Source organism: Brevibacterium sp. HMSC22B09, assembly GCF_001806795.1.
GTDB classification, from domain to species: Bacteria; Actinomycetota; Actinomycetes; order Actinomycetales; family Brevibacteriaceae; genus Brevibacterium; species Brevibacterium ravenspurgense.
In genome coordinates, this window is record NZ_KV786007.1 from 98,842 (window position 1) to 114,840 (window position 15,999).

Annotated in this window: 17 protein-coding genes; 8 read left to right on the forward strand and 9 right to left on the reverse strand. The window is 62.5% G+C overall.

Annotated features, from left to right (window positions below; translation table 11 throughout):
- Positions 1-59 precede the first annotated feature (59 nt).
- From HMPREF3087_RS03835 to HMPREF3087_RS03845, 3 genes are read left to right on the forward strand one after another with little or no spacing between them, the layout of a single operon-like run.
- Positions 60-845 (forward strand): PspA/IM30 family protein, encoded by a 786-nt coding sequence (locus tag HMPREF3087_RS03835; RefSeq protein WP_070428120.1) that lies wholly within the window; start codon positions 60-62, stop codon positions 843-845.
- A gap of 55 nt (positions 846-900) precedes the next feature.
- Entirely contained in the window at positions 901-1,803 is a 903-nt protein-coding gene (htpX, locus tag HMPREF3087_RS03840; protein ID WP_070428121.1) for a zinc metalloprotease HtpX, read from the forward strand.
- A 2-nt stretch (positions 1,804-1,805) separates the two neighbouring features.
- Complete coding sequence (locus HMPREF3087_RS03845; protein ID WP_062020538.1) at positions 1,806-2,381, forward strand: PspA-associated protein PspAB; 576 nt, start codon at positions 1,806-1,808, stop codon at positions 2,379-2,381.
- Between the two features lie 78 nt (positions 2,382-2,459).
- On the opposite strand, the gene HMPREF3087_RS03850 is transcribed toward HMPREF3087_RS03845, so the two are convergent.
- From HMPREF3087_RS03850 to HMPREF3087_RS03875, 6 genes are all read right to left on the reverse strand, one after another.
- Positions 2,460-2,678, reverse strand: coding sequence for an RNA-binding S4 domain-containing protein (locus HMPREF3087_RS03850; RefSeq protein WP_070428122.1), 219 nt, complete (start codon positions 2,676-2,678; stop codon positions 2,460-2,462).
- A gap of 31 nt (positions 2,679-2,709) precedes the next feature.
- Positions 2,710-3,564, reverse strand: coding sequence for a hypothetical protein (locus HMPREF3087_RS03855; protein ID WP_256173025.1), 855 nt, complete (start codon positions 3,562-3,564; stop codon positions 2,710-2,712).
- Positions 3,565-3,700: 136 nt separating this feature from the next.
- Complete coding sequence (gene groL / locus HMPREF3087_RS03860) at positions 3,701-5,332, reverse strand: chaperonin GroEL (protein WP_019175756.1); 1,632 nt, start codon at positions 5,330-5,332, stop codon at positions 3,701-3,703.
- 428 nt (positions 5,333-5,760) lie between these two features.
- A complete protein-coding gene (locus HMPREF3087_RS03865; RefSeq protein ID WP_070428124.1) occupies positions 5,761-5,967 on the reverse strand; it encodes a cold-shock protein in 207 nt (68 codons plus the stop codon).
- Positions 5,968-6,046: 79 nt separating this feature from the next.
- Positions 6,047-6,733 carry a LytR C-terminal domain-containing protein gene (locus HMPREF3087_RS03870; RefSeq protein ID WP_070428125.1) on the reverse strand — a complete coding sequence of 229 codons (687 nt, stop codon included), beginning with the start codon at positions 6,731-6,733 and terminating at the stop codon, positions 6,047-6,049.
- On the reverse strand, positions 6,733-6,984 hold the full coding sequence (locus HMPREF3087_RS03875; protein WP_070428126.1) for a DUF3263 domain-containing protein: 252 nt from the start codon (positions 6,982-6,984) through the stop codon (positions 6,733-6,735). Before HMPREF3087_RS03875 ends, HMPREF3087_RS03870 begins: the two co-directional genes overlap by 1 nt.
- Before the next feature lie 411 nt (positions 6,985-7,395).
- Here HMPREF3087_RS03875 and HMPREF3087_RS10360 point away from each other — a divergent pair, with 411 nt between their 5' ends.
- Complete coding sequence (locus tag HMPREF3087_RS10360; RefSeq protein WP_176745001.1) at positions 7,396-7,920, forward strand: phospholipase A2; 525 nt, start codon at positions 7,396-7,398, stop codon at positions 7,918-7,920.
- Positions 7,917-8,183: a hypothetical protein gene (locus HMPREF3087_RS03880; RefSeq protein WP_070428127.1), complete on the forward strand. Its 267-nt coding sequence runs from the start codon at positions 7,917-7,919 to the stop codon at positions 8,181-8,183. Before HMPREF3087_RS10360 ends, HMPREF3087_RS03880 begins: the two co-directional genes overlap by 4 nt.
- Before the next feature lie 155 nt (positions 8,184-8,338).
- Here the strand turns inward: HMPREF3087_RS03880 and HMPREF3087_RS03885 are convergent, their stop codons facing one another.
- Complete coding sequence (locus HMPREF3087_RS03885; protein ID WP_070428128.1) at positions 8,339-9,814, reverse strand: aldehyde dehydrogenase family protein; 1,476 nt, start codon at positions 9,812-9,814, stop codon at positions 8,339-8,341.
- A gap of 177 nt (positions 9,815-9,991) precedes the next feature.
- Between HMPREF3087_RS03885 and HMPREF3087_RS03890 the strand changes: the two genes are divergently transcribed.
- Positions 9,992-10,663 (forward strand): uracil-DNA glycosylase, encoded by a 672-nt coding sequence (locus HMPREF3087_RS03890; protein WP_062020553.1) that lies wholly within the window; start codon positions 9,992-9,994, stop codon positions 10,661-10,663.
- A gap of 14 nt (positions 10,664-10,677) precedes the next feature.
- Here the strand turns inward: HMPREF3087_RS03890 and HMPREF3087_RS03895 are convergent, their stop codons facing one another.
- Complete coding sequence (locus tag HMPREF3087_RS03895; protein ID WP_070428129.1) at positions 10,678-12,771, reverse strand: threonine/serine exporter family protein; 2,094 nt, start codon at positions 12,769-12,771, stop codon at positions 10,678-10,680.
- A gap of 22 nt (positions 12,772-12,793) precedes the next feature.
- On the opposite strand from HMPREF3087_RS03895, the gene HMPREF3087_RS03900 reads away from it, so the two are divergent.
- Positions 12,794-13,873: a ketopantoate reductase family protein gene (locus HMPREF3087_RS03900; RefSeq protein WP_070428130.1), complete on the forward strand. Its 1,080-nt coding sequence runs from the start codon at positions 12,794-12,796 to the stop codon at positions 13,871-13,873.
- Positions 13,870-14,820: an SGNH/GDSL hydrolase family protein gene (locus HMPREF3087_RS03905; RefSeq protein WP_070428131.1), complete on the forward strand. Its 951-nt coding sequence runs from the start codon at positions 13,870-13,872 to the stop codon at positions 14,818-14,820. Before HMPREF3087_RS03900 ends, HMPREF3087_RS03905 begins: the two co-directional genes overlap by 4 nt.
- 96 nt (positions 14,821-14,916) lie before the next feature.
- Here the strand turns inward: HMPREF3087_RS03905 and HMPREF3087_RS03910 are convergent, their stop codons facing one another.
- Positions 14,917-15,867 carry an SPFH domain-containing protein gene (locus HMPREF3087_RS03910; protein ID WP_083272020.1) on the reverse strand — a complete coding sequence of 317 codons (951 nt, stop codon included), beginning with the start codon at positions 15,865-15,867 and terminating at the stop codon, positions 14,917-14,919.
- Positions 15,868-15,999 lie beyond the last annotated feature (132 nt).

Here is a 15,999-nt window from a genome sequence, read left to right on the forward strand (position 1 = left end):
ACGGTTAGGCTGGGACAGAATACGTGCCAAGCAGTCACTGCAAGGAGTAATCTGCGCTCATGAGCATTTTCCAGCGGATCAAGATGATCTTCGGCGCCAAGGCCAACAAGGCTCTCGACCGCGCTGAAAACCCCAATGAAACCCTCGACTACTCGTACCAGAAGCAGCTCGATCTGCTGCAGAAGGTGCGCCGCGGTGTTGCTGATGTCGCCACCAGCCGCAAACGTCTCGAACTGCAGATCAACCAGCTTGAATCGCAGTCGGACAAACTGCAGGGGCAGGCACAGAAGGCACTCGAAATGGGCCGCGAAGACCTGGCCCGCGAAGCTCTGACCCGCAAGTCCGGACTGGCCCAGCAGATCCAAGACCTCCAGGGGCAGCACCAGAACCTGCAGGCGGAAGAACAGAAGCTCACGCAGGCCTCCCAGCGCCTGCAGACGAAGGTCGAATCCTTCCGCACCCGCAAGGAAACCCTCAAGGCGAACTACAACGCTGCCGAAGCACAGACCAAGGTCGGCGAAGCTTTCAGCGGCATTTCTGACGAATTCGGCGATGTCGGTCTGGCGATTCAGCGTGCTGAAGACAAAACCAACGAACTTCAGGCGCGCGCCGGCGCAATGAACGAACTGCTCGAAACCGGTGCCCTGGAAGACTTCAGCGGCACGGGTGGGGACGACATCGACCGTCAGCTGGCCGCGATGAGCTCTGACAACGACGTCGAAATGGAGCTGCAGCGCATGCGCGATTCCCTCCCGGCGTCCAAGCCGCAGGGGCAGCTCGAAGACGTCCAAGACGCAGAAGAAGCCGAAGTCACGGCAGAAGAGAACGACGCCCAGCAGGGCTGATCACCAGCACGGCGGGCCGGACGCACCGGCCCGCCGTGTTCACGCAAGGAGCACAGTGGCCAGAAACAGGTTCGTCAAAGACCGCGGACTGTCCCTCCGCATGGGGTGGGCTATCTTCCTCAACGGGCTGATCTACGTCATCCTGATTCTGGCCATCTGGTGGATCCTCGGACAGTCGCTCGGCGGTGTCGTGATCGCACTGCTCATCAGCTTCGGCGCTTTCTTCTTCCAGTGGTATTCCTCCGACAAGCTCGCAATGCGCGCCATGGGAGCCTACGAGGTCTCCCCCGAACAGGCACCGGAGCTGCACGCGATCGTCGACCGTCTGACTCAGCTGGCCGACTCCCCCAAACCGCGGGTTGCCTTCGCTGACACCCGCGTACCCAACGCCTTTGCCACGGGACGCTCACCTGACCACTCGGTTGTGTGCGTTACCCGCGGCCTGCTGGAAACGCTCGAACCCGCAGAGGTCGAAGTGGTGCTCGCCCACGAACTTGCTCACGTTGCCCACCGCGATGTCACCGTCATGACTGTTGCCGGTGTTACGGGCGTTGTCGCAGGCCTCATGGTCCGCTCCGGCATGTACGCCCGCTACGGCGGGCGCAACAACAACGCCGCGGCAGTCATGGTCGCTATGATGCTCGTGGGTGCCATCGTCTACGCGATCAGCTTCGTGCTCATCCGCACCCTCAGCCGCTATCGCGAACTCGCCGCTGACCGTGCCGCTGCCTACCTGACGGGTCAGCCATCCACTCTGGCCAGCGCTCTCATGAAGATCTCCGGGCAGATGACAAAAGTCCCCGACCAGGACCTGCGGGCAGCCGGTGCCGCCAACCACCTCGCGCTCATCCCCGCCGTCAACGGAAAGTCCGTAACACAGCTGTTCTCTACGCACCCCAGCTTGGAGAAGCGCCTGGCCCAACTGCAGGACATCGCCCGCAACCTGTCACAGAGGTAGGAATGGGTTTCTTCGACGCTCTTCTGGGCCGCTCCAAGCCAGTCAAACCGAACCTTGATGCTCTCTTCGGTCTGCCTCCAGCAGCTCTGACCCTGGAAGCAGCAACAGACTATGCGCCCACCGGCGTTGCCTCAGTGGCCTACCGCGCGGTCGAAGGCGGCGCATCGGCGGATGCTGTGCGCGAAGCCTCGGCGCTGATCGCCAAGGATGCCGACCTTCAGGTGCGCACAGAAGACGACAGCTACGGCTATTCGTGGCACGTGCTGAGCAACCAGGCACGCGACATCCCCGGCCTGGTCACAAACCTGCACGCAGTCAACAGCTCAATTGAGAACGCCGGCTTCGGCCCCATGCTGCTGTGTTCGTCGCTGTACTTCAGCACACCCTCAGGCACACGCGCGGCACTCGTCTACCTGTACAAGCGCGGCACGTTCTACCCGTTTGTGCAGACGGGACCCCACCGCAGGGACAACGCCGAAGAGTTCAACATCAAAGCAGCAATCGGCGCTGATCTTCGCTTTGAAGAAGACACGTCAAAGTGGTCGCCCCTGTGGGACGCACCGGGCATGCTCGACTGAAGTCAGCTGACATCGGCTGAGGGCTCAGCCGATGCCCAGTGCACATAGACGCGCCCGCGTGTGCGGCTGTCGAACGGCTCAGCCGCGTGTGATGGTGAATTCGACGTCAAGGGTGGGAACAGCAATCACATCGCCCACATTGACGTTTGAGCTGCGCCGCGAATTGAGCTCTCCGTTGACGAACACCTGGCCGTCCTGAATGAGCTCTTTGGCCATGACTCCGTCTTCCACGAAGCCAGAGAGTTTGAGCACCTGTCCTAGGCGAATGCTGTCGTCGCGAATCCAGACTTCTTCCACGGTTCTCCTTCTGATTCCGAGTACCAGTCAATCAGAAGCCGAAGTCGAAATCGCCGAAGCCTCCGCCGAAGTCGCCCATGTCACCGCCCATGTCACCGGCATCACCCACGCCGCCATCAGCGGCCAGGCCGTCCTGGTAGCCGTCAGCGTAGGAACCGTCCCAGGCTCCCATGCCTCCCATCATCGGGCCCATGAGCATGGCACCCATGAGAACGCCCGGCAACATGCCGGATCCGGCGTAGTTCGAGTAGTAGCCGCGGTTGTATTCGGCATAGGCCGGGCCTGCCTCCCAGTAGGCCCTGCGCGACATGCCATCGGCAAGCATCACCTTGCGCACCGAGGGCTCAGCGCCGACGGCAACGCGTTCAGCATCTGCGGCGCACACGGGAATGGGGCGGGGCTGACCGCCGGCGGGTGCCCAGTCGATGTCTTCAACGCTGGGGCCGTGCTGGGGGTTGAAGAAGCACGGCGGACGGCGGGTGGGCAGCGGTTTGCCCTCCACGCGGGCACGCACGCAGCTGGCGGCGTAGCGGCCGTCTTCCAGGGCTTCTGTCACGTGGCGGATGTCTTCGGGACGAGTGACCTTGCTCAGGAGGTCCTTGGCAAGGTCATAGCTGCTGATGGCCTTCTGGTAGTCCTGACGGCCGCCGTCGCCCAGATCAACACCTGCGGTCTCAAGGTCAAGGGCTCGTACTTCCTCCCCGAACTGGGTGACGTCTTCTTCTGACGCTTTGGCAACTATTTCGAGTTCGCTTTGCCGCGCGGCTTCTTCGTGCTTCTTGTTGCTGCGAGCAATGGCGAACGCGGCAGCGCCGCCGGCAACCAGAATGACGAGGAAAGCGAAGCCCATAAAAGTCCCTTCTCCGCATGAAATGTACGGCTTCATTATGGTCGTCCATCCTGCGAAGACACTGAATTGCAGGTCAGCGGAAACCGTGTACGCGCGCAGAAAAGCCGCGGACGCAGACAGTGTGTCTGCGCCCGCGGCTTAGCCTAGTGGACCGTGTTCTCGGCCGGCTGGGTCAGAAGCCCATGCCGCCCATGTCGCCCATTCCGCCGGTGGGGTCACCTGCGGGTGCGGGCTCCGGCTTGTCGGCAACGACGGCTTCCGTCGTGAGGAACAGGCCTGCGATCGAGGCGGCGTTCTGCAGTGCCGAGCGGGTCACCTTGACCGGGTCGTTGACACCGGCAGCCAGGAGGTCTTCGTATTCGCCGGTTGCAGCGTTGAGACCGTGCCCGGTTTCGAGTCCGCGCACCTTTTCGGCAACAACACCGGGCTCGAGGCCGGCGTTGATGGCGATCTGCTTGAGCGGAGCTTCGATGGCCACCTTGACGATGGCTGCACCGGTGGCTTCGTCACCTTCAAGGTTGAGGTTTTCGAAGGCCTTGGCGCTTGCCTGGATGAGGGCCACGCCACCGCCGGCGACGATGCCCTCTTCCACAGCAGCCTTGGCGTTGCGGACAGCATCTTCGATGCGGTGCTTGGTTTCCTTCAGTTCGACTTCGGTTGCGGCACCGGCCTTGATGACTGCAACACCGCCGGCCAGCTTGGCCAGGCGCTCCTGCAGCTTCTCGCGGTCGTAGTCCGAATCCGAGTTTTCGATCTCGGTGCGGATCTGCTGCACGCGACCGGCGATTTCGTCGGCGTCGCCAGCACCTTCGACGATGGTGGTTTCGTCCTTGGTGACAACAACCTTGCGGGCGGTGCCCAGCAGGTCGAGCGATGCATTCTCCAGCTTGAGGCCGACCTCTTCGGCGATGACCTGACCGCCGGTGAGGATCGCAATGTCAGCGAGCTGAGCCTTGCGGCGGTCACCGAAGCCGGGAGCCTTGACGGCGACCGACTTGAAGGTGCCGCGGATCTTGTTGACCACGAGGACGGCGAGGGCTTCGCCTTCGACGTCTTCTGCGATGATCAGCAGCGGCTTGCCCGACTGCTGGATCTTCTCGAGAACCGGCAGGAGGTCCTTCACGTTCGAGATCTTGGAGTTGACGATGAGGATGTAGGGGTCCTCGAGCACCGTTTCCTGGCGCTCTGCGTCAGACACGAAGTAACCGGAGATGTAGCCCTTGTCGAAGCGCATACCCTCGGTCAGTTCGAGTTCGAGGCCGAAGGTGTTGGACTCTTCGACGGTGACGACGCCTTCCTTGCCGACCTTGTCGATGGCCTGCGCAATGAGTTCGCCGATTGCAGGGTCGCCAGCGGAAATGCCGGCGGTGGCAGCGATCTGTTCCTTGGTTTCGATTTCCTTAGCGGAGTCGAGCAGAACTTCGGTCAGCGAGTCGACGGCCTTTTCAATGCCGCGCTTGAGGCTGAGCGGGTCCGCACCGGCTGCGACGTTGCGCAGACCTTCGGACACGAGAGCCTGAGCCAGAACGGTAGCGGTGGTCGTACCGTCACCTGCGACGTCGTCAGTCTTCTTGGCGACTTCCTTGACGAGTTCGGCGCCGATCTTTTCGTAGGCGTCTTCGAGCTCGATTTCCTTGGCGATGGACACACCGTCGTTAGTGATGGTGGGTGCGCCCCACTTCTTTTCGAGAACAACATTGCGTCCGCGGGGACCAAGCGTCACCTTGACTGCATCAGCCAGGGTGTTCAGGCCGGTCTCCAGGCCGCGACGAGCTTCTTCGTCGAATGCAATGAGCTTTGCCATAGTGGCTGGCTTCCTCCCTGTAAGGGGTGGCAGTTGACTAGCACCGCCAGGTGCCCGCGACGGCAGGAAGCTGAACCTGAATCCCTTCTTCAGGCCCGGCTACCTCTGCCTGGGCAGTGCATTTCACCACCACTAGATTTAGCACTCTCGACATGAGAGTGCAAATGCTGGACGTTGCTTCTTCCGACACACCCGTCAGCCGGAATCCACGCCTTAGCCGCACACAAACTCCCGGTAGCCGGGATCTGCGCCTTAGCAACCACTGCTAACAGGAGTTTCTGTTGCTAAAGGGTGGGCAAGTGTTCTGGGACGAGGCGCCGCTCCCCCTGTCGCCGGCACCTCGCCGCCCCTCCTTAGGAAAATGACGGGGGGGGGGAGGGACAGAATCCTGTCCCTCCCCCTCGTGAGAAGTTCAGCTGGGCTGGCTATCAGCCGAGCGGTTCGACGTTCTCAGCCTGAGCGCCCTTTTCGCCCTGCGCGATCTCGAACTGCACGCGGCCGCCTTCAGCCAGCGAGCGGTAGCCCTCCATCTGGATGGCCGAGTGGTGGACGAAGATTTCGTCGGAGGAATCGTCCACGGCGATGAAGCCGTAGCCCTTTTCCGCGTTGAACCATTTGACGGTTCCCTGTGTCATGTCATCTCCCAAATGTGGAACGAAACTTCAGTCTACCGTTCCGGCGGGGCTTAGCCGCCCACCCGAAACAGCTTCAGGCTCAGCCTTCAGCAGGATCGCTGTTTGCCACATCGGGGCCCATGATGATCGTCACGCCCACCTGGTAGCGGCTGGACTGCTCAACGCTGACACCGCCGAGGCCCTCGGCAACACGTTCAGCCGCGTCACGGTATTCCGAAGACGAGTAGTACACGGTGGTCGACGACACGTTGGTGCCGGCGTTGCCCACACGGCCAAGAGTCCAGCCCTGGGACTCGTACTGGTCGGCGTACTTGCGGGCAGCGCCGTTGACGCCGGACGCGTTGAGGATCGACAGGTTCGGGTCACCGCTTTCGCCCGCGACGGTCTTAACGTCACTGCTGCCGGTGGACTCGCCGTCACTCGGGGTGCTCTCTGAGGCTTCATCAGAAGGACCTTCCGAGGCTTCGCCCGATTCGCTTTCGCTCGGTTCAGCCGACTTCGACGATTCATCTGCGGAATCGTCTGCACCGGGCTCGACCTGCTGCTGTTCTTCGACCTTGGCTTCCGGATCAGAACCGGCAGAGCGGATGATATTGACCGCACCGACGATCAGGAGAACCGCGACCAGGGCGAGGACAATGACAACAGCGGTTGCCGCCTTGTGGCCGCCTGCCGCTGCACCGGCTCGGTGAGCTCCGCCTCGGCGGTTGGCCGCGTCTGCTGCGCGACGCTCCGCGCGGGTTTTGTACTGGGGTTCTTCTGCCATCAGCGTGGGATCCTCGCCTGTGCTCTGGTGTCCTGTCGGGAGTCGCGGATTCTGCGAAGCCGTTTGATGAGAACGGGATCTTCGACATAGGCCGCGGGGTTGTCGAGTAGTCTGCCCAGCACCTGGAAATACTGGACGGCAGACAGGTCGAACTGCTCTCGGATCGCGCGGTCCTTAGCTCCCCCGTAGGTGGGCCACTGACCTTCAAAGCGAAGAATCTCCGCTTCGAGTTCCGAAAGCTGCTGCGACATTCGTCCTCCTCTGCACCCGCAATAATACCGGCGGCCCAGCTTCCCGCCAGGCCTCGTCCGAGACTATGGGACCAGGCAGTTCACTTTCCCCGACGTTTACGGGCGTGCGACGCAGCGCGGTATCGAAGCACGGCGGGTCACCACTATTGCACCTGTTGTGTGACAAGGTGCCGGTGAATAAATAAAGACAGAAGTACACTGCCCGTTGGCACTATCCCCGCTGACGCGCCGATGCCTACAACCTTCGCAACTCCTCCCCCCGTCAGCCCCGAAGGCCTGGACGCAGGTCAAATAAGATAACACACCATTTCAAATTTCAATCGAAAAAATCTACTCGCAATCAGCCAACTTGAGTTTACAATCAAGACAGCGCTCGCAAAGACGCAACGCATTTAAATAATGGAGGACAAAATGTCTACGCATTCGTCGCATCTAGGTCGGCTGATAGTTATTTCCACCGCAGTGCTGTCTGCCTTTGCACTGGCGATCACCACAGCAACTCCAGCAACTGCTTCAAATGCTGATACTGTTGCTGTTTCAGAAGAGGAAGCTATCTCTTTACTCCAAGAAGCCCTTAAAGATCACGGCTACCAAGGCGACCTGTCGGAAGACGCTTTGAGGGCCGAGTACGAACGCAGCTCAGACCAAATTTCCCCGATGGCAGCCAACGGCTGCTCCACTCCCAAAGTAGCCAAGAAGCTCACCAAAAAATGGGATAGAATCTTTAAACCAGCGTGTGATCGCCACGACCGATGCTACTCGCCAGGATCAAAAACAGCCCGAAAGACTTGCGACATCCGATTCCGCAACGCGATGCTGAAGATCTGCGCACCACGCCAGGACAGGAAATCATGCAACTCGGCAGCCCATATTTACTACTACTCAGTACGCGCGTTTGGCAAATCCCATTACAAAGGTAAAGGAGACCCATCATGATGCCGAAGACACAGGGCGCACGCACCGTCTTCACGATCCTCCTCTGCGCGGCAGGAGCATTTCTGCTCATCAGCATCGGCGCAACCGTGTGGTCGCAGGCCGGGGACGAGGGCTGGGTCGCAAAGGCCGTCATCGCGTTTGTTTCATGGGCAATGACGATTCCGCTGATCCTGGCCTCCGCGGTGTGGGCCCTCGTCAACTTCTTTTCTTCACGAGACGGAGGCTCGCAAGGTCGGAACACGGCCACACCGCGGGCACACTGACAAGCCCCGATCGGGCCTGTACAGCAACCACAGCAGCCCGAAAGACAAAAGCACATAAGCGGCAGCCGAACTAAACAGCAGCCGAGACACGGCACAGAAAGTGCCCCGGCACCTCGTGTGAGGTAACCGGGGCACTTTCTGTTCAGCGGGTCAGATCAGTTGATCTTGACGTTGATCTGCTTGATCTGGGTGAAGCCTTCGAGCATGCCCTCAAGCGATGCTTCACGGCCGAAGCCGGAGGTCTTCATACCGCCGTAGGACTGGCCGGCCACCTGGCCGCCGCCCTGGTTGACCTGCACCCAGCCGGACTCGATCTTGTCGGCAACGCGCAGCGCACGGTCGACGTCCTTCGTGAAGACATAGGCGGCCAAACCGTAGTCGGAGTCATTCGCCATGGCGACGACTTCCTCTTCCGTCTTGAATTTGATGACGGTCAGCACGGGGCCGAAGATCTCTTCGCGCGAAGTCTGCCATTCGTTCTTGGCGTTGGCGAAGATGATCGGCGCGTGGTAGAAGCCGGGTTCGCCGACTTCGAGCTTGTCAGCGCCGTCGTAGGCGATTTCCACACCCTCGTTGGCCTTGCCCATTTCAATGTAGTTCGCGATCTGGTCGTACTGCTTCTTGTTGATGACGCAGCCGATGTCGCTGTCTTCATCACGCGGGTCGCCGACCTTCATCTTGGCAACACCGTCAACGAGCTTAGCCAGGAAGTCGTCGTAGATGTCCTCGTGCAGGAACAGGCGCGAGCCCATGGTGCACGACTGGCCCTGACGGGCAAAGCGGGTCGACAGGAGAACCTGTTCGAGCGTGTAGTCGTTGTTCGCATCCGGGAACACGATGTTGGGGCTCTTGCCGCCCAGCTCCATCGAGGAGTGAGCCAAGCGAGCGCCGGCAACCTCGGCCACGTGACGGCCCACGCCGGTCGAGCCGGTGAAGGAAACCTTGTCGACGTCGTTGTGCTGGGTGAGAGCCTCACCGATGACCGAGCCCTTGCCGGTCACAACGTTGAGAACACCCGCGGGCAGGAACTCCTGGATGATTTCAGCCATCTTGAGGATGGTCAGCGGTGCGTCTTCGGCGCACTTGAGGACAATCGTGTTGCCCGCAGCCAGCGCTGCAGGAGTCTTGAACGCCGCAATCATCAGCGGCGAGTTCCACGGCAGGATGCCTGCCACAACGCCCAGCGGAACGCGGCGCGTGAACTGCAGCTGCGCTTCGCCGGCCGGAAGGGTGTTGCCCTTCACTTCGCCTGCCACACCGGCCATGTAGCGGAACAGGTCAACAAGCGTCTGCGTTTCAGGGCGAGCCTGCGTGCGCAGCGCGTTGCCGGTGTCGATCGCGGTCAGCTGAGCGAGCTCTTCAGCCTGCTCTTCCAGGGCGTCGGCGCACTGTCCGAGGACCTTCTGACGCTCCTTGAAGTGCAGAGCAGACCACGCGGGGAAAGCCGCGCGAGCAGCCTTGACAGCGCAATCGGCATCTTCTTCTTTGCCTTCCGGAACACGGGCAATCACACGATTGCGGTCGATCGGCGTGATGACATCAGCCCACGAACCGTCAGCGGCTTCAACCCATTCGCCGCCGATGAGCATCTTCCAGTCTTTGACCTCGGGGAAGTCCCGTACCTGTGCCATAGTCGTCTTTGTCCTTTCGGCATCGAAGCGTTTGCGCTGTGTCCCGCGCTGCCTCAACCGCAGAAGTGTGGGCGGGGACACTCTTGGACTCAGCATAGCCGCGCATCCCCAGGGCTTGTAGGCCCCCGTCTGCCCGATTGCGCACAGCCCGTGTGCGTGCGCGCTAGGGTCGTAGTCATGACGATTGACCTGTTAGAAAACGTCAGCCCCGACTGGCTGGAAGCACTGGGCCCCGCCGTGCCCAAGGTGCGCGAACTCCAGCGGACGGTCCAGCGGGATGCCCAGCACCACCTCGTGCTTCCCCGGCCCGAACAGGTCATGCGCGCGTTCTTCGAACCGCTTGCCGACGTGCGAGTGCTCATTGTGGGCCAGGACCCCTACCCCACACCCGGCCATCCCATCGGACTGTCGTTTGCGGCGGAGCGCCACGTGCGCCCCCTGCCACGCTCACTGGGCAACATCTATCGCGAACTCGAGGACGACCTCGGGATTGCACCAGCCGAACATGCCGACCTGTCGGCCTGGCAGCGGCAAGGCGTCATGCTGCTCAACAGAGTGCTCACGGTGCGTGCGGGTGATGCCGGGTCACACCGCGGAATGGGCTGGGAGGCCGTCACCGAACAGGCCGTGCGCGCACTCGCCGGCCGCGGCGGACCACTGGTCGCCATTCTGTGGGGCCGGCCCGCACAGACGCTCACTCCCCTGTTGGGGAACATTCCGATCATCGCCTCACCCCATCCGTCGCCGCTGTCAGCCCGCCGCGGTTTCTTCGGGTCAAAGCCGTTCAGCCGCTGCAACGCGCTGCTGGAGGAACAGGGCTCAGCCCCCATCGACTGGCGAGTGGACTGAAACGACTGCGCTGATCAGGCCGTACTCGGCTTGATGCCCGCATCCTTGCGCATAGCCTCGAGCTTTTCTTCCGCTTTCGCTCGAGCCTTCGCAGTCCGACGGGATTTCGCGTAGCGCGACATGGGCCGGGACAGGAAGTCACCGAGCACAGCACCGGCGGCAATTGCCGAGTTCGCGGTGATCGCCGCAAACAGGGCACCCAGGCCAACCGACAGAGGAACATCCTCCCCGGGCACGGGGATCATCCGGTAAACAGACGCGAAGATCGACAGCCCCTGCAGCAGCGGGAAGATCGCCGGAACGATGAGCACAATCGCCGGTGAACCCAAGCGGGAGGCCACCGGGCGGCAGAACAAACCGACAATCGTCGACGCAATGAGCAGAGCCAGAATGTTCTCAATGCCCACAAGCGAAGCACCCACATAGACGAGGAAGCCCACAAGGCCGATGAGCGCGGCCGGGATCACGAGCCTGCGCGCACAGTAGAACCCAATGGCGCCGCAAGCACCGACAAGGAACGCGGCAATAACAGCGATGATCGTGGTGAGCACGCTGAGCCCGCTGCTCTGCACCGTGATCTCCATCGGTTTGAGTTCAAGGGTGTTGCCGATGACAACAGCGCACGCAATACCGGAGACGATGCCGCCGAAGCCCATCCCCGTTTCGACTATGCGCCCGGCAGCGGTCAGCGGGAAGTTCGACAGCGCATCCTGTACGGCTGACACCAGCCCCAGGGTGGGCAGCAGCAGAACGATGCCCGCGGCAACCGAATACTGGGGCGATGAAATGAACCCGACGTGATGGGCAAACATTGCAGTCAGCGTCGCAATCGCCGATTGGGCCATCACGAGGAAGAACGCCGGCAGACCGGTCTTGCCGATCACCCGGCCCACCCAGTCAATGAAGATGGCCAGGCCGAAGCCCAGAACAGCAGACGGCAGGCGCCCGCCGATCAGTGTGACGAAGCACGCCACGAGCACACCCCACGCAAGGGTCACAAGCCACTGCGGGAAGGGCCTGCGCTGGGCGCGAATGGCATCCAGTCGGCTGCGCGCCTGCGTGTAGTCAACTTTGCCGGCGACCATGTCGGACACCAGCCGGTGCAGGGATGACACTTTGGCGAAGTGCGGGGAAACCTCACGCACAACCCGCACGACCGTCATCTGCTTGCCCTCGGGGTCGGCGTAGTGGACCGTGAGTGCGGTGGCGGTGAGGTCGACTTCCGCGTTCGGCAGCCCCATCGAGGTGCATGCGGCAATGACACTGACCTCAACGTCAGAACTGCCGGCTCCGGCACGCAGGACCATGGCCCCGATGTCGACGGCCAGGTCCAGGATCATCCGCGCTTCGGATTCGCTTTTCGCCTTCGCCTGCACGGGGGCCTGGTACGGGGTGCCCTCAAGCACTTTGACGATCGGGACCGGCTGGGTGGTCGGCGCCGGATCAGAGGCAAAGCGCGCTACCGTGCGCTGTGCGATTCGCTGTGCGGCACGCCGCTTGGAACGTGAGGTGCGCTGGCTCTGGGCCGCTGCACCTTTCTTGGGGCTTCCAGCTTTCGAGGTGACAGCACCTGCCCCGGAACGCACCCCGGGTCCCTGAGAAGGACGAGGTGCCTGCCCGGCACCATCTGCGGGTTCGGGTTTCGCGGGGCGCGAGGGAGGAGCGGCGGCGGGGCGTACGGTGGCGGCCGTGTCTGCCGCCCTCTGCCTGGCGACACCCTCGCGCACCTGATCAACGCTGATGGATGCGGTCTGTGCAGAATCAGCATCGGCATCACGCGAAACGGGCTTACCGGTTGTGTCAGCTCCGCCGCCGGCACCTTCCGGCACGTCGCCGTCAACGTACTCGACTTCCTGCGTTGGTTTGTCGAAAGCACCGGCTTTTTCGAGATCTGACAGGAGATCCTGGGCTCGGGCCGACCGCGTGGGAGGTTCGGAGGCGTTTTCGCTCGACGTCCACGCGGCCGCAGTTTCAGACTGCGGGTCCCGCTCTGTCGTCCATGCCTCTGAATGCGGTGCGGCAGCGCCGTCGCTTCCGGTGCCGTCGGCGCCGTCTGCGCCACGGCCGGAAGCGGGGCCGCGAACGTCCTGAGGATCCAGTTTCGCCACGCCTTCCTAGTAGTGTTGAGCTATGAGCAGATACATCATTGTGGGAGCCGGAGCCATTGGCGGAATGCTCAGCGCGGGATTCTGGCGCGCCGAGGTGGACCACGTGCTGGTTGCGCGGGGAAGCCAAGCCGATGCTGTCGAAAAGGCCGGACTGACAGTCCGCACTCCGCATGAAACTCTGACTGCACATCCAACAGTAGTGCGCTCTGCCGCACAGGTGAATCTCCGCCCTGACGATGTCATCATCCTGGCAGTGAAAACTCAGCAGGTGTCCACCGCGCTGAGCGAATGGGCTGACCGTCCGGTTGAGGACGAACACGGCACACAGCTGGGCACCGCGGGCGAACGCCTGCCGCTCATGCTTTTCCTCAACGGAACTGATGCACAGGAGCAGGCACCTCGTTGGTTCCGGACCGTGTCGACGACCGTCATCTACACACCCGCCGTCTACACGGAACCGGGACAGCTGGCTGTGTTCATGGAAGACCGCTGGGCCGGGCTGATCACCGGTCCTGTGTGTGGTCCGGATGCGCCCCGACCGCAGGCCGGCGACACCAGAGCCGCTGACAACGCGGCCCTTCCGCACTACCTTCAGCAGGCAGACCGCGACTTCACCGCCGGGAACTTCGCGTCGGTGATCGTGCCTGTGCCTTCGCCCTACACCTACGGGAAGCTGCTGGCGAACTTGGCAAACGGCATCGACGCCCTCGTGGGATCCGTCGACTACAGCGACCTGCTGGAGCAGCTGCAGGACGAAGCTCGCGGCGTCTACCGGGCAGCCGGCATTGTGCACTGCCCCAACCCGCCCGAAGAGCTCGGCTTTGCCGATCGCATTCCCGAAGCACCCATCGACGGGGTGCAGAACCTGTCGTCCACCTGGCAGTCCATGGCACGCGGGACCGGCAACATCGAAGCCGACTACCTGGGCGGCGAGATCGTCCGTCTGGCACACCTGCACGGCATCCAGGCACCCAAGAACAGCCTCGTCATGCAGTGGTGCCGCCGCGTCATGACCGGCGACACCACGATTCCCGCCAGCCCGGAAGACCGGGCCAGCGGACTGCGCGAAGCCTTCGACCACCTCGACAAGGAGGCCCTGTGACAGAACACGAAGACAACCGGATCCGCACCTACCTGGCCATCGGGGACTCATTCTCGGAAGGCCTCATGGACGAATCCGCCCTCGAGGACGGCCGCTTCATCGGCTGGACCGACCGGCTTGCGCACTCTCTGACGCAGTCGCCCGTCGGCAGCCCGGACCTGCTGTACGCCAACCACGCCATCCGCGGCAGGCAGCTGACCGCCATCATCGACGAACAGGTTCCCGTCGCGCTCGACCTCAAACCCGACCTCGTGTCGTTTGTGGCCGGCGGCAACGACGTGCTGCGCCCATCAGCCGATGTTGACGGCCTGGCCGAACAGCTGGAACGGGCAATCTCGGCCATGCGCGCCGAAGGCATTGAAGTGCTTTTGGGCAACGGCTTCGACACAGCCGCGTTCAGCCCGATGCTGCGCGCACTGCGCCCCCGCGTGGCCGTGTACAACGCACACATGTGGACCCTGGCCGGCCGCCACGGCTGCTACATGCTCGACCTGTGGGGAATGCGCCCGCTCTACGCGCCGGAATACTGGGCGCCCGACCGCATTCACCTGAGCACCAAGGGCCACCGCATGGTCGCCCAGTCCGCGCAGACAGTGCTCGAAGGAAGCCGCGTCGACTTCCGCGGATTCCGGTTGCAGAAAACCTCGAAGCCCCTGCGCGACCGCATGGAAAACGAAGCCGAATGGCTCAAAGACCACCTGGCCCCGTGGGTGGGCCGCAGACTCCGCGGAACGTCATCCGGTGCATTCCTCGACCCGAAATACGCCGAATGGGTCCGCGCGGCCGAGCTTCCCCTCGACGCCCGCAGCCAAAGCGGCAGGAACGTCTCGCCTGCCGCCCACCAGGCCACGGCCGACGATGCGGCCGCTTCGGAAGCCCCCGGCACCGCAGAAGTTCCGGACGCACCGGAGCCGCCCGGCACCTCGGGCCCTTCCGACAGGACCTGAAACAGCGAAACGGCTGCTGAGCATGTGCTCAGCAGCCGTTTCGCTTGTGACCCGGTCAGCCGGGACCGAGGTGGAGCTCCGCTTCAGCCGGCTCCGTCACCGACCGTGGCGGGACCCGAGGCTGTCCTCCTGGATCTGGTTGGTCGCCAGCATCGTGTTGCGGATTTCGGCCGCGAGGTCACCCACGGCACCGGGGGTGTTCGGCATGAACATGACGTTCGACTTTCCGTTGCGGGCAACGTCCTGCATGGTGTCGAAGTACTGGGTCATGAGCAGCAGCTGTTCAGCGGTCTGCTCGATGCCCACGCGGCGCAGCGCTTCGTACTGTTCGGCGATACCGTTGGCGATTGCCTTGCGCTGGGCGGCGACACCCTCACCCTGAAGGCGACGCGATTCAGCTTCCGCTTCGGCCTGCGTGACGCGCTTGACCTTGTCAGCTTCAGCCAGGGCCTGCGCGGCAACGCGGTCGCGCTGGGCGGCGTTGATCGAGTTCATCGAGTCGCGCACACGCGAGTCCGGGCTGATGTCAGTCACGAGGGTGTTGACGATCCGGAAGCCGTAAGCGGCCATCGACGTCGACAGTCGCTGTTCGACCGAGGTGGCGATGTCGTCCTTCGATTCGAAGGCCGAGTCCAGGGTCAGAGTCGACAGGGCCGAGCGGACGGTGTCGAAGACGTAGGAGCGGATCTGCTCTTCCGGGTTCGACAGGCGGTAGTAGGCGTCAACAACCTGGTTTTCGCCGATCACGTACTGCACCGCAACCGGCACCATGACGAACACGTTGTCCTGGGTTTTGGTTTCGATGTTGACCTCAAGCTGGTGCACGCGCAGCGAAATCGGCTTGGTGGTCGTGTCGACGAACGGCGCCTTCATGTTCAGGCCCGGTTCGCAGACTTTGCGGTACTTGCCGAAGCGCTCGACAATGACGCGCTCCTGCGTTTTGACGGTGAAGAAGATCGATGTGCGCAGCCCGCCGAACAGCAGGAACAGCAGCACCACGATGATGATGACGGGGATGAGCGGAATCAGAATGTACAGGGGTTCCATATCTGCGTCCTCATGGTGTTTTCCAATGACGGCAACACTCTATAGGAGCCGCCTCACACCGAAAAGAACTGCGAGTTCGACCCAGGTGTCAGCCGCCGAAGTGCCGAACCGGCACTGTGGGAAACGGCGGCT